This window comes from Ruegeria sp. HKCCD7559 (assembly GCF_013110575.1).
Taxonomy (GTDB): domain Bacteria; phylum Pseudomonadota; class Alphaproteobacteria; order Rhodobacterales; family Rhodobacteraceae; genus Ruegeria.
The window spans coordinates 1,088,721-1,103,159 of sequence record NZ_WVQU01000001.1; the positions used below are offsets into that span (position 1 = coordinate 1,088,721).

A 14,439-nucleotide genomic window follows, 5' to 3' on the forward strand; every position below is an offset into this window, starting at 1 on the left:
TTTTGTTCTCATATTTACCCGAGTCGGTAAAGAACTTTTTGAGAACATTTGTGAACTTTCTGGAACTTTTTGCCTAACCCACTGAAATCAAACGGATCGCCTGATCCTGCTTCATCAGCCACAAAAGTACGCGCGCCGCGCGCCCCCGGTCCGAGGTCAGCTTGGGATCCGCATTCAGCAATGCCCGGGCATCGGATTGGGCCACGGCCATCAATCCGGCCTGACGCTCGAGGTCCGCAATGCGGAACTTTGGCAGACCGGACTGCGCAGTTCCGATCAGATCCCCGGCACCGCGCATCTCAAGATCGGTTTCAGAGATACGGAACCCGTCTTCGGTTTCACGCAGAACCTCCAGCCTTTTGCGCCCCCCTTCGCTGAGCGGCGGCTGATACAGAAGCAAACACGTCGATTCCGCATCACCCCGGCCCACGCGGCCGCGCAATTGATGCAGTTGGGCCAGACCAAAGATTTCGGCCCGTTCGATGACCATGATCGTGGCATTGGGCACATTGACCCCCACTTCAATGACGGTCGTGGCCACAAGAACCTTGGTGTCCCCGTTCTGGAATGCGGACATTGCCGCGTCTTTTTCCGATGGCGGCATTTGCCCGTGAACCAGCCCGACCACACCTTCGCCCAATATGGCACACAAGCGTTTGAACCGTTCTTCAGCTGCCGTCAGGTCTGAAACTTCTGATTCATCGACCAAGGGGCAGACCCAATAACATTGCCGCCCCTCATCAATCGCCCGACGCAGATGCGACACGACCTCGTCCATGCGCTGCGTACTGACAATCGCTGTCTTGATCGGTTTGCGCCCCGGCGGTTTTTCGTCCAGCACCGACACATCCATATCGCCATATTGCGCCAGTGCCAGACTGCGTGGAATCGGGGTGGCGGTCATCACCAATACATCCGAGCCCTGCCCTTTTTCTGACAACTCCATCCTCTGGCGCACGCCAAACCGGTGCTGTTCATCAACTATGGCCAAGCGTAGCGCTTTGAATTCCACATCACTCTGAAACACGGCATGGGTGCCGACCAGAATTTGGATATTGCCATTTTTCAAAGCCTCAAGCTTGGCGCGCCGCTCTGCGCCCTTGTCACGCCCGGTGAGCAGCTCCAGCACCACTCCGGCCTCTTCCGCCAACGGGCGCAACCCTTCCAGGTGCTGGCGGGCGAGTATCTCGGTCGGGGCCATCATCACGCCCTGCCCTTTGGCCTCGACTGCAATCAGAAGGGCCATGAAGGCCACCAATGTCTTGCCGGCCCCCACGTCACCCTGCAACAATCGGTTCATGCGGGAATCAGATGCCATATCGACCGCGATTTCCTCGATTGCGCGGCTTTGTGCGCTGGTCGGACGATAAGGAAGACTGGCCAACACCCTGGATTGCAACGCGCCTGTCCCTACGCTGACGACACCACGGGATTTCCGCTCTCGCTGACGCGCCAGAGCAAGCGTCATCTGATGCGCGAACAGCTCGTCATAGGCCAGACGCTGACGCGCGGGCGCAAATGGTGAGACATCATCAGCCCCCTGAGGATTGTGGCCGGCACGAATTGCCGAAATCCAATCCGGCCAGTTTTGCTGTGCCATCTGCGCCGGGTCGATCCATTCCGCCAGCTCTGGCGCCCGCGCCAATGCGCTGCGGGTAGCCTTGAAAGCCGTCTTTTGAGTCAGCCCCTGTGTCAGATGGTAAACCGGTTCGAATTCCGGAATTTCACTGGCTTGCTCGACCGGCAACATATGATCCGGATGCACCATCTGAGCCATACCATCGAACAGCTCCAGCTTGCCCGAGATCACGCGGCGCGCGCCCTGAGGCAGCACTTTCTTCAGATAGTCCCCGCGCGCGTGAAAGAAAACCAGCTGAAAATCGGCCTGGCTGTCTTCGACATGCACCCGATACGCGCCCCCCTTGTTTCGAGGCGGCCTGTGCGGGCCGACCGTTACTTCGACCGTCAACGTCGTAGGCAGATCGACACCCTGAATCGTCTCACGTCGACGTCGGTCGACGACCGCGTAAGGCAGGCCGAACAGAACGTCGCGTGGGCTCTCAACGCCGGCCTGTTGCAGGACCTGAGCGGTCTTGGGGCCGACGCCATCGAGTGTTTCAAGCCCCGCAAACAGCGGGAACAGCTGTTCCGGCCTCCCGCTCATGCGCCTTCGATCAGCTGCAACCAGCCATCCTCATCCAGAGTTTCGATACCCAGCTCTGCCGCTTTCCTGGCTTTCGAACCCGCACCGGGCCCGGCGACCAGAATGTCGGTTTTCTTGCTGACGGAACCAGAAACCTTGGCACCCAACGCCTCGGCCCGTGCCTTTGCCTCGGCTCGAGTCATCTTTTCCAGAGTACCGGTGAACACAACCGTCTTGCCAGCCACCGGGCTGTCTGAGGCAGGCGCATCAGGTGCGACGATTGTCAGTTCCTTGCGCAACGTATCGAACGCGCGCCTCTCTTCCACGTTCGAAAACGCATCGGACAGGGACAGACCCAGCGTTGCGCCGATCCCGTCTATTCCGATCAATTCAGCCCAGGCGGCATTGGCATCGGGCGGAACACGCGCCGCGGTTATGGCCGCATCCCGCACTTCCTTGACACGTGCCCGACGACCTTCTGCCAGCGCGGCCGCCCGTTCGGCATCCTCGGCCTCATCCGCTTGCCGCTGAGCCAAAGCCGCAGGGCGGGCAGTGTCCAGGGCTTGCGTCATGGTCTCCCAATCGCGGTAAAACAGCGCCAGATCGCGCGCTCCGACCTCGCCGACATGTCGAATACCCAAAGCGAACAACAGGCGCGCAAACGGAATGGTCCGTTTTTCGTCGATCGCGGCAAACAGATTTCTGGCCGAGGTTTCTCCCCACCCATCCCGGTTTTTCAGCCGTGCCAGATTGGTCCTGTCACGCTGCTCCAGTGTAAAGATATCCGCCGGAGTCTTTATCGGAAGGATCGGATCATCATAGAACATCTCGATCTGTTTTGCACCAAGGCCTTCTATGTCAAACGCCTTGCGTGAGACGAAATGTTTCAGTTTTTCAACGGCCTGCGCGGGGCAAATCAAGCCACCGGTGCAGCGGCGGACCGCATCACCTTCTTCACGGATCGCCTCGCTTTGACATTCCGGACAGCGCGTCGGAAAGATAAACGGCTGCGAACCGGCCGGGCGCTTGGACAGATCAACATCTGACAGTTTCGGAATCACATCCCCGGCGCGGTATACCTGAACCCAGTCACCGACACGAATATCCTTGCCATCGCGGATCGTGCCGCCCTTGGCATCGCGTCCCGCGATATAGTCTTCGTTGTGCAATGTGGCGTTGGACACAACAACACCGCCCACCGTCACCGGATGCAACCGTGCAACCGGGCTAAGCGCGCCTGTACGACCGACCTGAATGTCGATCGCCTCCAGCCTCGTCCAGGCCAGTTCGGCCGGGAACTTGTGTGCGATCGCCCATCGCGGCGTGGTTGAGCGGAACCCCAAACGCGCCTGAAGCGATAGATCATTCACCTTGTAGACAACCCCGTCGATGTCATAGCCCAAGGTGGAACGTTGCGCCTCGATATCCTGGTAATGCTCCAGCATCTCTTGCGTCGTTTTGCACAGGCGGGTCAGGGGGTTCGTCGAAAATCCAAGTGATTTCAACCGCTCGACCGCCCCTATCTGCGAGTCGGACAATGGCTCTGAAACCTCTCCCCAGGCGTAAGCAAAGAAACGCAACGGGCGCGAGCGCGTGATTTCCGGATCCAGTTGCCGCAAAGACCCCGCCGCCGCGTTTCTTGGATTGGCAAAGGGTTTGCCGCCGCGCTCTGCCTGCCGCGCGTTCAACGCCTCGAAATCCGCGTGAGACATGTAGACCTCACCCCTGACTTCCAGAACCTCTGGCGCGTTTTTCAGGTGCTGCGGGATATCGGAAACCGTGCGGGCATTGGCCGTTACGTTTTCACCGATTTCGCCATCTCCGCGCGTGGCAGCCTGAACAAGCTGTCCGTTTTCATACCGCAATGACAGCGACAGGCCATCTATCTTGGGTTCGGCGGTGTAGGCCAGACTTTCACCAGCCCCAAGGCCCAGGTATTTCCGGATCGACCTGTCGAAATCGGCCACGTCGTCATCATCGAAAGCGTTGCCCAGCGACATCATGCGCACGGCGTGCGTGACTTTCGAAAAACCATCGGCAGGCTTTGCACCCACTTGATCCGTCGGGCTGTCGGTACGCTTGAGATGAGGGAAACGCGCTTCTATCTCGGCATTGCGCCGTTTGAGAGCGTCATAGTCGGCATCCGACATGTCAGGCGCATCAGCCGTGTGATACAGCGTGTTTGCCTTCGACAATAGTTCGGCCAGACGTGCAAGCTCGGCACGCGCCTCATCTTCCGTCAGCTCGGATATGGAAATTAAGTTGCTCATGGCCTCGCCCTGTCACGCGTACTTGGACCTCAGTGATAGGGCGAGGCCATGGCCAGGTCCAGACGTGCTGAGCCGTGAGTGCAAAGTGCCGCCCTGGACCACCGGCGGCACGGGTGGTTCAATTCAAAGCCCGACTGCCATCCGTGTTTCGTCCAGCGTGTTGCTTTGCGGGTCTCGCAGCACATAGCCACGGCCCCAGACGGTTTCGATATAGTTCTCTCCACCGGTCGCATTGCTGAGCTTTTTGCGCAGTTTGCAGATGAACACATCGATGATTTTCAGCTCAGGTTCATCCATGCCGCCATAAAGGTGGTTCAGAAACATTTCCTTGGTCAGAGTCGTCCCCTTGCGCAGGCTGAGCAACTCGAGCATCTGGTATTCCTTGCCGGTCAAATGAACCGTCTTGCCATCCACTTCCACGGTTTTTGCATCAAGGTTCACCGCAATTCGCCCTGTATGAATGATCGATTGCGAATGCCCTTTGGAACGGCGGATGATGGCATGGATGCGTGCCACCAGTTCTTCGCGATGGAAAGGCTTGGTCAGATAATCATCGGCGCCAAAGCCGAATCCCTTGATCTTGCTTTCGGTATCATCGGCACCGGACAAAATCAGAATCGGTGTTTCCACCCTGGCGATCCGCAACTGGCGCAGAACCTCATGCCCGTTCATGTCCGGCAGGTTCAAATCCAGCAAGATCAGGTCGTAATCATAGAGTTTTGCCAGATCGATTCCTTCTTCGCCAAGATCCGTCGCATAGACGTTCAGGTTCGCATGCGTCAGCATCAGTTCGATGCTTTTGGACGTGGTCGGATCATCCTCGACAAGAAGTATGCGCATTTTTCACTGCTCCAATTCGGGCCAATAATTCCAATTAAAATTAAACCTGACCAAGAATGGTTAATCTGACGTTACCGTTGAATCATTTATTCACGCTCTCCTTTAGGTTGTCGATACTTTTTTAACGCCGTCGCCTTCAACGCCTCGACGCCGTGTTCCGCGATCAAAGAAACCCAACCGTTGAATTCTTCGTCGCTCAGGCCGTATTTCTTTTTTGCGTCAGACAGGCTGATCAACCCGTAAAGCACGCCACGCACGACAAGAATCTTGCGTGACGCCACCCATCGCCTTGTGTTCGCGGGCGGCAAATCCGCATGCGTCAAAATGGATCCATCCGGCAGAGCAACAGACCTTGGCCCTTCAACTTTGTGCAAATACATCGCTTTACCCTTCTTGCTGCACCAAAGCTGCCCTCAGCCTACTTAAAGTCGCGTGAAACCGCCCCTTGAGAGTGTGTAGAATTTTCCTATATTCTGCCGGTCTTTCTTAACCCGGACTGGAATCTGCAATGGCCCTCGACACCGAGACCCCGCTGAACTCGCTTGGCTTTGCCAAACCACCCTCGGAAACGCGGGTCGTTGTGGCGATGTCGGGGGGCGTCGACAGTTCCGTTGTCGCGGCCTATCTGGCCGATCAGGGCTATGATGTGGTCGGCGTGACTTTGCAGCTATATGACCACGGCGCGGCATTGGCCAAGAAAGGTGCCTGTTGCGCTGGAATCGATATTCATGATGCGCGACGCGTGGCGGAAGAACGGGGATTTCCGCATTACGTTCTGGATTACGAGAACATCTTCAAGGATGCCGTGATCGACGAGTTTGCCGACAGCTATCTGGCAGGCGCGACGCCGGTTCCCTGCATCCGCTGCAACGAGCGGGTGAAATTCAAGGACCTTCTGGAAACCGCCAAGGATCTCGAGGCAGACTGCATGGCCACCGGCCATTACATTCAGCGCAAGATGGGCGCCAACGGACCGGAACTGCACAGCGCCGAAGACGCCAATCGCGATCAGTCCTATTTCCTGTTCTCGACCACGCCAGAGCAACTTAATTTTCTGCGCTTCCCGCTGGGCCACCTGCCGTCAAAAGACGCAACCCGTGAGATGGCGGCGCAGTATGGGCTGTCGGTGGCGGACAAGCCCGACAGCCAGGATATCTGCTTCGTGCCCGACGGCAATTATGCCAGCGTCATCGAAAAACTGCGCCCCGGAGCCGCGGAACCCGGCGAGATCGTTCACGCCGACGGCCGCGTACTGGCGCAACACAACGGTGTGATTCACTATACGATCGGCCAACGTCGCGGTCTTGGCATCGGCGGCCTCAGCGAGCCGCTTTATGTCGTCAAACTGGACGTCGACAAAAAGCAGGTCGTTGTCGGCCCGAAAGAGATGCTGGCAACGCGAGTCGTTCCGGTGCGCGAGATCAATTGGCTGGGCGATGACCCCTTCTCGTCACGCGATGAATGGCATCTTTCCGTCAAAGTCCGCTCGACCCGCCCGCCGCGCGAGGCAATCATTCGGCCGCTGTCGGACACTACGGCCGAGGTCGAACTGCTGACCCCCGAGGAAGGCATCTCGCCGGGGCAGGCCTGCGTGTTTTACGCAAACGAAGGCAGCCGCGTGTTCGGCGGTGGCTGGATCTGGCGTGGGTATTAGGCTGAAACCGGCTCGACCTCGGGTTCGATCTGAATCTGCAATGCATCGTTGAACCGATTGAACGCACCGCACAAGGCGATGCGCCAGGTCAGCTCGACGATCTGAGCATCGGTGAACCATTCCCCCAGATCCGCCACTTCGGCATCCTTCATACGGCCCGACCGGATCGTCACGGCTTCGGCATAGCGCACGACCGCCTTGTCACAGGCATCCAGTTCCGGATGATCCTCGACGTCCGGCAGACGCGCCGCCCCTTCGGGGCTCAGCCCCGCGACGGTCAGCAGCGGTGTGTGATGCGAGACGCAATAATCGCAGGCATTCAGTTTTGAAACCGTCACCATCGCCAGCTCCAACGCACGGCGCGGCAGGTTCTCCTGCTCTCGCAGGGTTGTCAGCATTCCCGTGACATGGTTCAGAACCGGAGGGCAATACGCTGCGACGCGGGCCCAGTTGTCAAACGGGCCATAGGCGCCCAATGCAGCGTGGGACGCGCGCGCGTCGGCGGTCATTTCCTGATCCGACAAAGGGGGGATGCGGGTCATGTTGAAAACTCCTTTTCTGGGTCACGATACCTTGGACCTGCGCCCCAGCAACAGACCTTTGCAGGTCACATATGCGAGAAAACGCGCTCTCTTTGCCGGGTCACACCATATCGGTGGGAGAGTTGAAGAGAATATAGAGCCCGACGCAGACCATGATATAGGGCGCAATCCGATCCAGCCGGGCAACGCGCGGACCAAGGCTTTTGGCGTGGGGCGCCCCCCATGCCGCAACAACAACCAGCAAGGCGGCCGCGCTGGCGGCACCGATCAACGCAACAACCCGATAGGACGGCGCAGAGTCCGCAAGCAGAGGGGTCATTACCGCAAAACTGTCTATCGAGAGGCTCAGGAAAAGCGTCACCACCGAAGTCACCGCCCCTTTTGACTCCGCACCTTCGGTGTCCGCCTCGCGAAACTGATGCCAGATTCCGCGCAAGCCAAACACCAGCGGGACAAGGCCAAGATAGCCGATCCAAAACGGAAGGCCACTCTGGTTCAGGCCCACGGCCACGGTCATGGCCAGGGAAAGTACGATCGTCTGAGCGACGGCAAAACCCACGATCGCGCGGCGCTGTTCCATCACCAGGATCAAGCCCAACAAGACAGCCAGATTGTCCAGATTGGTAGAGATCATCGCGATCCCCGCAGAGACTGCAAACAGCGCGTGATCAAGCATTGCGTGGCTGCATTCTGTTCAAAACCGCCCGCGCTGCGCGCAAGCCGGGTGCTTCGCCCCCACGCCCCAACCTGTCCATGGTCAGGTTCATGGCATGCTGTTGCGCATCGGGTGCGTCGGCGACCTTTCGCAAGGCTTCGGCGATTTTCTGAGGCTGACAATCATCCAGCAGGCATTCCGGCACGGCGCGTGTTTCCGAAACCAGATTGACCAGTGTAACGGTGTCCAGCTTGACCATCCGTTCCGCCATTTTCTGCGTCAGCCAGTTCAGCTTGTACGCAATGACCATCGGCGTATTCTGCGCTGCAAGTTCCAGCGAAACCGTTCCCGAAGCAGCAAGGGCAAGATCTGCGGCGCCAAAGGCCGCTCGTTTGTCGGCCATGGCTTGTTCCGCACCCACCTGGCGGGGATCCAGCACCACGGGCGCGCCAGGCCATTCTGGTACCAGTTCATTTATCAGATCTGTTGTCGCACCTACGGTCGGGATCACCACGCGGTAATTCGGGTGGTCATCGAAAAACAACCCCAACGCGCCGCCGAAAGACTCTGCCAGACGTTCAATCTCACCCCGCCGCGACCCGGGCAAGGCCAGCAGGATCGGCGCATTACCCAGATCAAAGCGGTGGCGAAAGGCGGCGATCTCATCTGGTGTGGCAGTCGGTTCGCCAACCACAGGATGGCCGACAAAGTCGCATTCCATCCCTGCCCGCTCCATGTACGGAGGTTCAAAAGGAAGAAGAGCCAGCACATGGTCGATGACCTTTGCCATCTTGTCTGCACGCCCGGGGCGCCAAGCCCAGACACTGGGCGCAACATAATGCACGGTTCGGATTTTGCTGTTGGCTTTTACGATTTTGGCGACGCGCAAGCTGAAATCCGGGCTGTCTATGGTGATCAATACATCCGGTTTCGTGTCCAGCACCGCCTGTGCCGTCTCGGATATCCGCCGTTTCAGGTGAAAAAACTTCGGCAGCACTTCGACAAGCCCCATGACAGACAGCTCGGACATCGGGAACCGGCTGCGCAGGCCCTGCGCTTGCATCAGCTGGCCTCCCACACCGTCGAATTCAATCTCGGGCACCAGGGTTTTCAACCCCTCCATCAGCGCGCCGCCCAACCGGTCGCCCGAAGGTTCACCGGCGACCAGAAAGACACGCATCAGACTGCCCGCTCGCGGATATAGAGAAACAGACCCAGACGGTTGCATTCAGCGATGACGCGTTCTTTTTCCAGAACGAGCACACCGCCTTTTTCCAAAACGATCCCGGACAAACCTGCCGCAACCGTGTCGGTAACAGTTTCCGGCCCGATGGCGGGCAAATCGGCGCGCCGATCCTGATCGGGTTTGGGACCTTTGAACAGAATGCCCCCGCCAGCGTCGGGGCGTTGGGTCAGGGATTGCAGCATCCACGCGGTGCCGAACACCCCCTCGATGGCCAGCGCCTGCCCTTTGGACACGGCACAAGCCTGCCCGGTATCCGCCGCCCCCATTGCGCGAAGAATCCCGGCGGCGCGGTCAGCGTCGGCCATGTCGGCGTCCGAGGGCTGGGCCTCGGTCAGACATCCCACAGGCGGCAACAAACCGGGCGCGATCTCATGTGCGGCCCTGAGGGTGAGGCCGGCCCCTTCAAGAATTCCGATCACCGCGCGCAAAGCTCCGTCATCCCCGGACAGGATGGCCTTTTGGATGATCGGAACCAATGGCAGCGTCGCGGCGTCGATGCGCGATGGGTCGATTGGCGGGCGTCGAACAGCGCCGGCCAGACAGATATCGGTCACGCCCCGCGCCTTCAGGTCAGCGATGAAACTGCCCAGCTGTTCCAGAGGAAACACGACATCTGCACTCAGGCTGTCAGGCAGAAACCCCTCCATTGCGCAGATCAGAGGGCGTTCTGGCAACTGCGCAACAACTTCCGTCGGCAGCGTCCCGGTTCCCGCAATCAACGCAAGCATGACCCTATTTCCTCGGGGTCAGGAAGGATCGGTCACTGTGGCCGGTGACGAAATCCACGATCTGCTGCACATAGTCGCTTTCGTTACCTTCACCGATCCGGCTGGCGCGATCCATAAAGGTGCCTTCGCCGTCGGACAATTCCTTGAATGCCGCGCGCAGCGCCGAGATATCTTCACGCGATACACCCTTGCGCTTGAGACCGACGAGGTTCAGGCCATCCAGCTCACCCCGCGACGCCTGTACCAGGCCGTAAGGAATAACATCTTTCGGCACCATGGTCAGCGCGCCAATAATGGCCCCGCGTCCAACGCGCACCCATTGATGCAGCCCTGAAATGCCACCGACGATCACGTCGTCTTCGACGATGCAATGCCCCGCCGCGCCGGCATGGTTCACCATGATCACACGGTTGCCGATCTGAACGTCATGGGCCACGTGAACACCCGCCATCAACAGGCAGTCGTCACCGATCCGCGTGACCCCTCCGCCACCTTCGGTCCCGGTATTGATTGTCACATGCTCGCGAATGCGGTTGCGTTTGCCAATCTCAAGCCGGGTGTTTTCGCCGCTGAATTTCAGGTCCTGAGGGATTTCACCAATCACCGAGAAATTGAACACGACGGTATCGTCGCCGATCGAGGTGTCGCCCGTCACGACCACATGCGATTTCAACTCGACCCGATCGCCCAGTTTCACCTGTGGGCCCACGTGGCAGAAGGGACCGATGATACAATCCTGTCCAATCTGCGCACCGTCTTCAATAATTGCGCTGGGATGGACTCCGTTCATGTTGTCTTTTCCATATCCCAGTCGACATAAGCCGAGAATTCCGCCTCGGCGGCAACTTCGCCTTCGACAGTTGCACGGCCGCTGAATTTGAACAGCTTTCCGCCTTTTTTCCCACGCACTGTTTCCACATGCATTTCCAGCACATCACCGGGCACCACCTTGCGGCGGAATTTGCACTTGTCGATGCTCATGAAGTAAATCAACAGCTCGGTGTCGATGACGTCCATTCCCACACCCAGCATCACACCGGCGGTCTGCGCCATTGCCTCGACAATGGTGACACCCGGCATGATTGGCGTACCGGGGAAATGCCCCTGAAAATGCGGTTCGTTCATGGTGACATTCTTGATTCCGCGCGCCGACTGATAGCCCGAGATATCTACCACCTTATCGACCAGCAAAAACGGATAGCGGTGCGGCAGGATCCTCTGGATCAGCTGAATGTCTGCGCTTTTGGTTTCTGTGCTCATGATGCAGATATCCCGTTTTGGATGTTTCTTTTTTTGCGTGGTTAGCAATACAGCACTGCAAGGGCAAGCGAACCTATTCGCCCTGACCCTGTTGCAAATCGCTTCCATCACCAATCGCGGCGTTTATTCGGATGATTGCGGCTTCGGTGATGTCAGATGTGCTGACGACAACATTAGATCGCTCGATCATCACGCTGGCCCCAATTTCGCGCAACAGATCGACAAGCACCGGGCGCACAATCTCGGAAAAGGTCTGCTGGGCTTCTTCGCTGCGACGGGCCAGTACGTCCAGCTTTGCCCTTTGCCCCTCGCGATGGGACTGAACCTTGAGATCAAACGCCTCGGCCAAGGGGCGGAACTCGTCGGCCGACATGGTGGCGCGCTGCTCGGTAAGTTCCTTTTCTTCGCGGCTCAGTTCCGCGACAATCCGTTGGTTTTCTTCGGACAGTAAGGCGCTTTCCTTTTCAATTTCACGCAAAACGCGCTGTCCGAAAGCGGACTTGGCAAACAGCTCTTCACTGGACAGGGTGACCACACTGGCTTGAGGCACACCAAGCTGCTGAGCATTTGCCAAAGACGCCAGGACCATCGCCATAAATGCACACAGGGCCCAAAGCGGGCCCCGTGTTCTGCCAAGCAATCTGTTCAGCATCGCGGATCAGAACCGGGCCTGGATCGTAAAGTCAAAGTTCTGCTCCTTGTCGAAAGATTCTTTCTTGAGAGGCTGCGAAAAGTTGAACTGCAACGGCCCGAACGGAGTTTCCCAGAGCACCGAAATACCGATCACGTGCCGGATCGATCCGTTTGCACCGACAATGGTTGCACCTGCCGTATTGACGTTGTCGATGTTGTAGAGGTTGCCGACATCATAGAACAGGCCGCCACGCAGACCCAGCTCCTCGGGCAGACCCAGTGGGAAGTCGGTTTCGAAACGGGCAACCCAGTAGTAGTTGCCGCCGATCGCATCATCCTGACCGTTGGACAGGTCACGCGGTCCGATACCCGCAGGTTCAAAACCCCGGAAGGTATTGGGGCCCAGCACAAAGCGGTCAACAGTACGGCTGAAATCGTTTCCGCGCCAGTGCAGAGCGCCCAGCTCCATCGTTGCCCGAAGCACCACCTCTTCGTTCCAAACCCGGGTTTGCGCGATACCACGCGCCGTGGTCTTGAAGTATTTGTTGTCCCCACCAAGTCCAGCGGCATCAACGCCAACCTCGAACAGAACGCCGGTATTGGGGTCCAAACCGCCGAGACGGCTGTCATAAATGTAGGACAGGCCCAAAGAACTGGACGTCCGTTTGCCCTGCGCAATTTCAGAAGCAATCACTGCGCCATTAACTTCGTTGTCCTGTTGCGTCATCTCGCTGCGGTCCCAGCCATAGCGGAGCCGCAGAGCCGACAATTCACCAATCGCATAGGTTAGCTGTGGCGCAAAGAAAAGACTGCTTGTGTCGTAACTTGCAAACCCGGAATTGGTGGCCGACAGCCCCAGACCAAGGTCAAAGCGCAGCTTGCGACCCAGAAGGTAAGGCTCAGTAAAGCTCAGCGTATATTGTTCCGAGTCCTGCGCGGTCGAGATCGAGACACCAAGGTTCTGGCCACGACCCAAGAAGTTGGATTCGTTCAGGGCAACGGCAATCCCGAAGCCGTCCGTAACCGAGTAGCTGCCTCCAAGGCTCAGCGAGCCGGTGGGTTGTTCTTCAACGTCTACATCCAGAATGACCTGGCTAGGCGACGATCCCTCGCGCGGTTCGACTTCGGCGACAGCAAAGAAGCCCAAGGCATTGATACGCTCCGCAGCCTGACGGATTTCGCGTGGATTGAACGGGTCGCCTTCGACAGTGTCAAACTGCCGGCGGATCACTCGGTCCAGGGTGGTTGTGTTGCCTTCAATATCGATCCGCTCGACAAAGATCCGAGGACCTTTTGTCAGAACAAATTCGACATCCAAAGTCAGATCGCGGTCATTGCGCGTAACACGAGGTTCCACCCGAAGGAAATCCACGCCTTGCTTCAGGCCCAGTCGCTCTTGTCTTGTAATCGAGTTTTCAACAAGCGTCGGCGTATATGTGACGCCGGGTTTGATCTTCAGCGCGTCCTGATAAGGTGCCGGATCGACGCCCGGAATTTCGCTGACGGTCGTGATTTTACCGAACGAGAATTTTTGGCCCTCGGTTACATTCATCACCAGAAAAAACGCATCCCTTTCACGGGTAAACTCGACGTTGGCGCTGTTCACACGGAAGTCGACATAGCCTCGTGAAAGGTAGAAATCCCGAATGACTTGCTTGTCGAACTCGATACGATCGCCGATGAACGTGTCGTTCCGGAAGAACGTCCGCAGGAAGGTTGCCTGCTTGGTTTCCAGAACGCGGCGCAAACGACGGTCCGAAAAGGCACGGTTGCCAACAAAACTGACGCGTTCCACTTCAATGGTCGTGCCTTCTGCCACTTCAAAAACCAGATCAACTCGGTTGTCGCTGCGGCGGATAATCCGAGGGATCACGGTCGCGGCAACTCGACCTTGGGCCGAATACACTTCAGCAATCATGTCGGCGTCAGACTCGGCCAACTGCGGGGTAAAGACGCGGCGCGGCTGAGATTCGATAACGTCCAGCAACACGTCGTCTTTGACACGGGCGTTACCCTCGATGCTGATCTGATTGATCGTCGGATATTCCTGAACCGTGATGACCAGCGTAGACCCCCGCGGCGTCAGCTCGACTGTTTCAAATACACCACTGTCAAGCAAACGCTGATAGGCATCATTGAGCTGGCCCGCAGTTACAGTCTGGCCAGGTTCGATTCCCGTTCGGGCGATGATCGTACCGGTTTCAATCCGGCGATTGCCCTCAACATCAAACGAATTGATCGTATAGTTTTGCGCCTGTGCTGCATGCGGAAAAGTCATTAAGCTTGCAGCAACAAAAAGGAAAAGAACCGCTAGCGCCTGCCACAAAATCTTGTTTGTTGGCATTTGCTGCCCGCAGGATGTGCCCGCCCCTCGCCTGTCAGTCATTTTATGCTCTACCCAGAATTTAAGACTTTAATGCTGAGTAACGGGATTGAATGAGCTTGTCAAAAGGCGAAATAGAAGCAGC

The 14,439-nt window shown here is 57.8% G+C and carries 13 protein-coding genes; 1 reads left to right on the top strand and 12 read right to left on the bottom strand.

Annotated elements, in window-relative coordinates; translation table 11 throughout:
• Nucleotides 1-73: 73 nt before the first annotated feature.
• The 4 genes from recG to GS605_RS05505 form a co-directional block, all read right to left on the bottom strand.
• Nucleotides 74-2,164 carry an ATP-dependent DNA helicase RecG gene (gene recG / locus GS605_RS05490; RefSeq protein ID WP_171723308.1) on the bottom strand — a complete coding sequence of 697 codons (2,091 nt, stop codon included), beginning with the start codon at nucleotides 2,162-2,164 and terminating at the stop codon, nucleotides 74-76.
• Nucleotides 2,161-4,413 carry an NAD-dependent DNA ligase LigA gene (gene ligA / locus GS605_RS05495; protein WP_171723309.1) on the bottom strand — a complete coding sequence of 751 codons (2,253 nt, stop codon included), beginning with the start codon at nucleotides 4,411-4,413 and terminating at the stop codon, nucleotides 2,161-2,163. Before ligA ends, recG begins: the two co-directional genes overlap by 4 nt.
• A 123-nt stretch (nucleotides 4,414-4,536) precedes the next feature.
• Nucleotides 4,537-5,253 (bottom strand): response regulator transcription factor CtrA, encoded by a 717-nt coding sequence (ctrA, locus tag GS605_RS05500; protein ID WP_152457936.1) that lies wholly within the window; start codon nucleotides 5,251-5,253, stop codon nucleotides 4,537-4,539.
• 86 nt (nucleotides 5,254-5,339) lie between these two features.
• Nucleotides 5,340-5,633: a DUF1153 domain-containing protein gene (locus GS605_RS05505; protein ID WP_171632574.1), complete on the bottom strand. Its 294-nt coding sequence runs from the start codon at nucleotides 5,631-5,633 to the stop codon at nucleotides 5,340-5,342.
• A 128-nt stretch (nucleotides 5,634-5,761) separates the two neighbouring features.
• Here GS605_RS05505 and mnmA point away from each other — a divergent pair, with 128 nt between their 5' ends.
• Nucleotides 5,762-6,907 carry a tRNA 2-thiouridine(34) synthase MnmA gene (gene mnmA, locus GS605_RS05510; protein ID WP_171632577.1) on the top strand — a complete coding sequence of 382 codons (1,146 nt, stop codon included), beginning with the start codon at nucleotides 5,762-5,764 and terminating at the stop codon, nucleotides 6,905-6,907.
• Here mnmA and GS605_RS05515 read toward each other — a convergent pair.
• The 8 genes from GS605_RS05515 to bamA all read right to left on the bottom strand — a co-directional run bounded on the left by GS605_RS05515 (nucleotide 6,904) and on the right by bamA (nucleotide 14,249).
• The gene (locus GS605_RS05515) at nucleotides 6,904-7,449 is read right to left on the bottom strand and encodes a carboxymuconolactone decarboxylase family protein (protein ID WP_171723310.1); all 546 of its coding nucleotides are present in this window, start codon (nucleotides 7,447-7,449) and stop codon (nucleotides 6,904-6,906) included. The genes mnmA and GS605_RS05515 overlap by 4 nt on opposite strands.
• 100 nt (nucleotides 7,450-7,549) lie before the next feature.
• The gene (locus tag GS605_RS05520) at nucleotides 7,550-8,125 is read right to left on the bottom strand and encodes a hypothetical protein (RefSeq protein ID WP_171723311.1); all 576 of its coding nucleotides are present in this window, start codon (nucleotides 8,123-8,125) and stop codon (nucleotides 7,550-7,552) included.
• On the bottom strand, nucleotides 8,118-9,284 hold the full coding sequence (lpxB, locus tag GS605_RS05525; protein ID WP_171723312.1) for a lipid-A-disaccharide synthase: 1,167 nt from the start codon (nucleotides 9,282-9,284) through the stop codon (nucleotides 8,118-8,120). The genes GS605_RS05520 and lpxB overlap by 8 nt, the downstream gene beginning before the upstream one ends.
• Nucleotides 9,284-10,078, bottom strand: a complete 795-nt coding sequence (locus tag GS605_RS05530; RefSeq protein WP_171632585.1) for an LpxI family protein — start codon at nucleotides 10,076-10,078, stop codon at nucleotides 9,284-9,286. The genes lpxB and GS605_RS05530 overlap by 1 nt, the downstream gene beginning before the upstream one ends.
• A 4-nt stretch (nucleotides 10,079-10,082) precedes the next feature.
• Nucleotides 10,083-10,868 carry an acyl-ACP--UDP-N-acetylglucosamine O-acyltransferase gene (gene lpxA / locus GS605_RS05535; RefSeq protein WP_171168239.1) on the bottom strand — a complete coding sequence of 262 codons (786 nt, stop codon included), beginning with the start codon at nucleotides 10,866-10,868 and terminating at the stop codon, nucleotides 10,083-10,085.
• The gene (fabZ, locus tag GS605_RS05540) at nucleotides 10,865-11,338 is read right to left on the bottom strand and encodes a 3-hydroxyacyl-ACP dehydratase FabZ (protein ID WP_152457928.1); all 474 of its coding nucleotides are present in this window, start codon (nucleotides 11,336-11,338) and stop codon (nucleotides 10,865-10,867) included. Before fabZ ends, lpxA begins: the two co-directional genes overlap by 4 nt.
• Nucleotides 11,339-11,411: 73 nt before the next feature.
• Nucleotides 11,412-11,933 (bottom strand): OmpH family outer membrane protein, encoded by a 522-nt coding sequence (locus tag GS605_RS05545; RefSeq protein WP_171632589.1) that lies wholly within the window; start codon nucleotides 11,931-11,933, stop codon nucleotides 11,412-11,414.
• A 63-nt stretch (nucleotides 11,934-11,996) separates the two neighbouring features.
• A complete protein-coding gene (gene bamA, locus GS605_RS05550) occupies nucleotides 11,997-14,249 on the bottom strand; it encodes an outer membrane protein assembly factor BamA (RefSeq protein WP_253283239.1) in 2,253 nt (750 codons plus the stop codon).
• Between the last annotated feature and the right edge of the window lie 190 nt (nucleotides 14,250-14,439).

What these genes read in the sequence shown, in the direction of transcription:
- recG (WP_171723308.1), bottom strand. Translation starts at nt 2,164, where the DNA reads ATGAGCGGGAGGCCGGAACAGCTGTTCCCGCTGTTTGCGGGGCTTGAA.
- ligA (WP_171723309.1), bottom strand. Translation starts at nt 4,413, where the DNA reads ATGAGCAACTTAATTTCCATATCCGAGCTGACGGAAGATGAGGCGCGT.
- ctrA (WP_152457936.1), bottom strand. Translation starts at nt 5,253, where the DNA reads ATGCGCATACTTCTTGTCGAGGATGATCCGACCACGTCCAAAAGCATC.
- GS605_RS05505 (WP_171632574.1), bottom strand. Translation starts at nt 5,633, where the DNA reads ATGTATTTGCACAAAGTTGAAGGGCCAAGGTCTGTTGCTCTGCCGGAT.
- mnmA (WP_171632577.1), top strand. Translation starts at nt 5,762, where the DNA reads ATGGCCCTCGACACCGAGACCCCGCTGAACTCGCTTGGCTTTGCCAAA.
- GS605_RS05515 (WP_171723310.1), bottom strand. Translation starts at nt 7,449, where the DNA reads ATGACCCGCATCCCCCCTTTGTCGGATCAGGAAATGACCGCCGACGCG.
- GS605_RS05520 (WP_171723311.1), bottom strand. Translation starts at nt 8,125, where the DNA reads ATGCTTGATCACGCGCTGTTTGCAGTCTCTGCGGGGATCGCGATGATC.
- lpxB (WP_171723312.1), bottom strand. Translation starts at nt 9,284, where the DNA reads ATGCGTGTCTTTCTGGTCGCCGGTGAACCTTCGGGCGACCGGTTGGGC.
- GS605_RS05530 (WP_171632585.1), bottom strand. Translation starts at nt 10,078, where the DNA reads ATGCTTGCGTTGATTGCGGGAACCGGGACGCTGCCGACGGAAGTTGTT.
- lpxA (WP_171168239.1), bottom strand. Translation starts at nt 10,868, where the DNA reads ATGAACGGAGTCCATCCCAGCGCAATTATTGAAGACGGTGCGCAGATT.
- fabZ (WP_152457928.1), bottom strand. Translation starts at nt 11,338, where the DNA reads ATGAGCACAGAAACCAAAAGCGCAGACATTCAGCTGATCCAGAGGATC.
- GS605_RS05545 (WP_171632589.1), bottom strand. Translation starts at nt 11,933, where the DNA reads ATGGCGATGGTCCTGGCGTCTTTGGCAAATGCTCAGCAGCTTGGTGTG.
- bamA (WP_253283239.1), bottom strand. Translation starts at nt 14,249, where the DNA reads ATGACTTTTCCGCATGCAGCACAGGCGCAAAACTATACGATCAATTCG.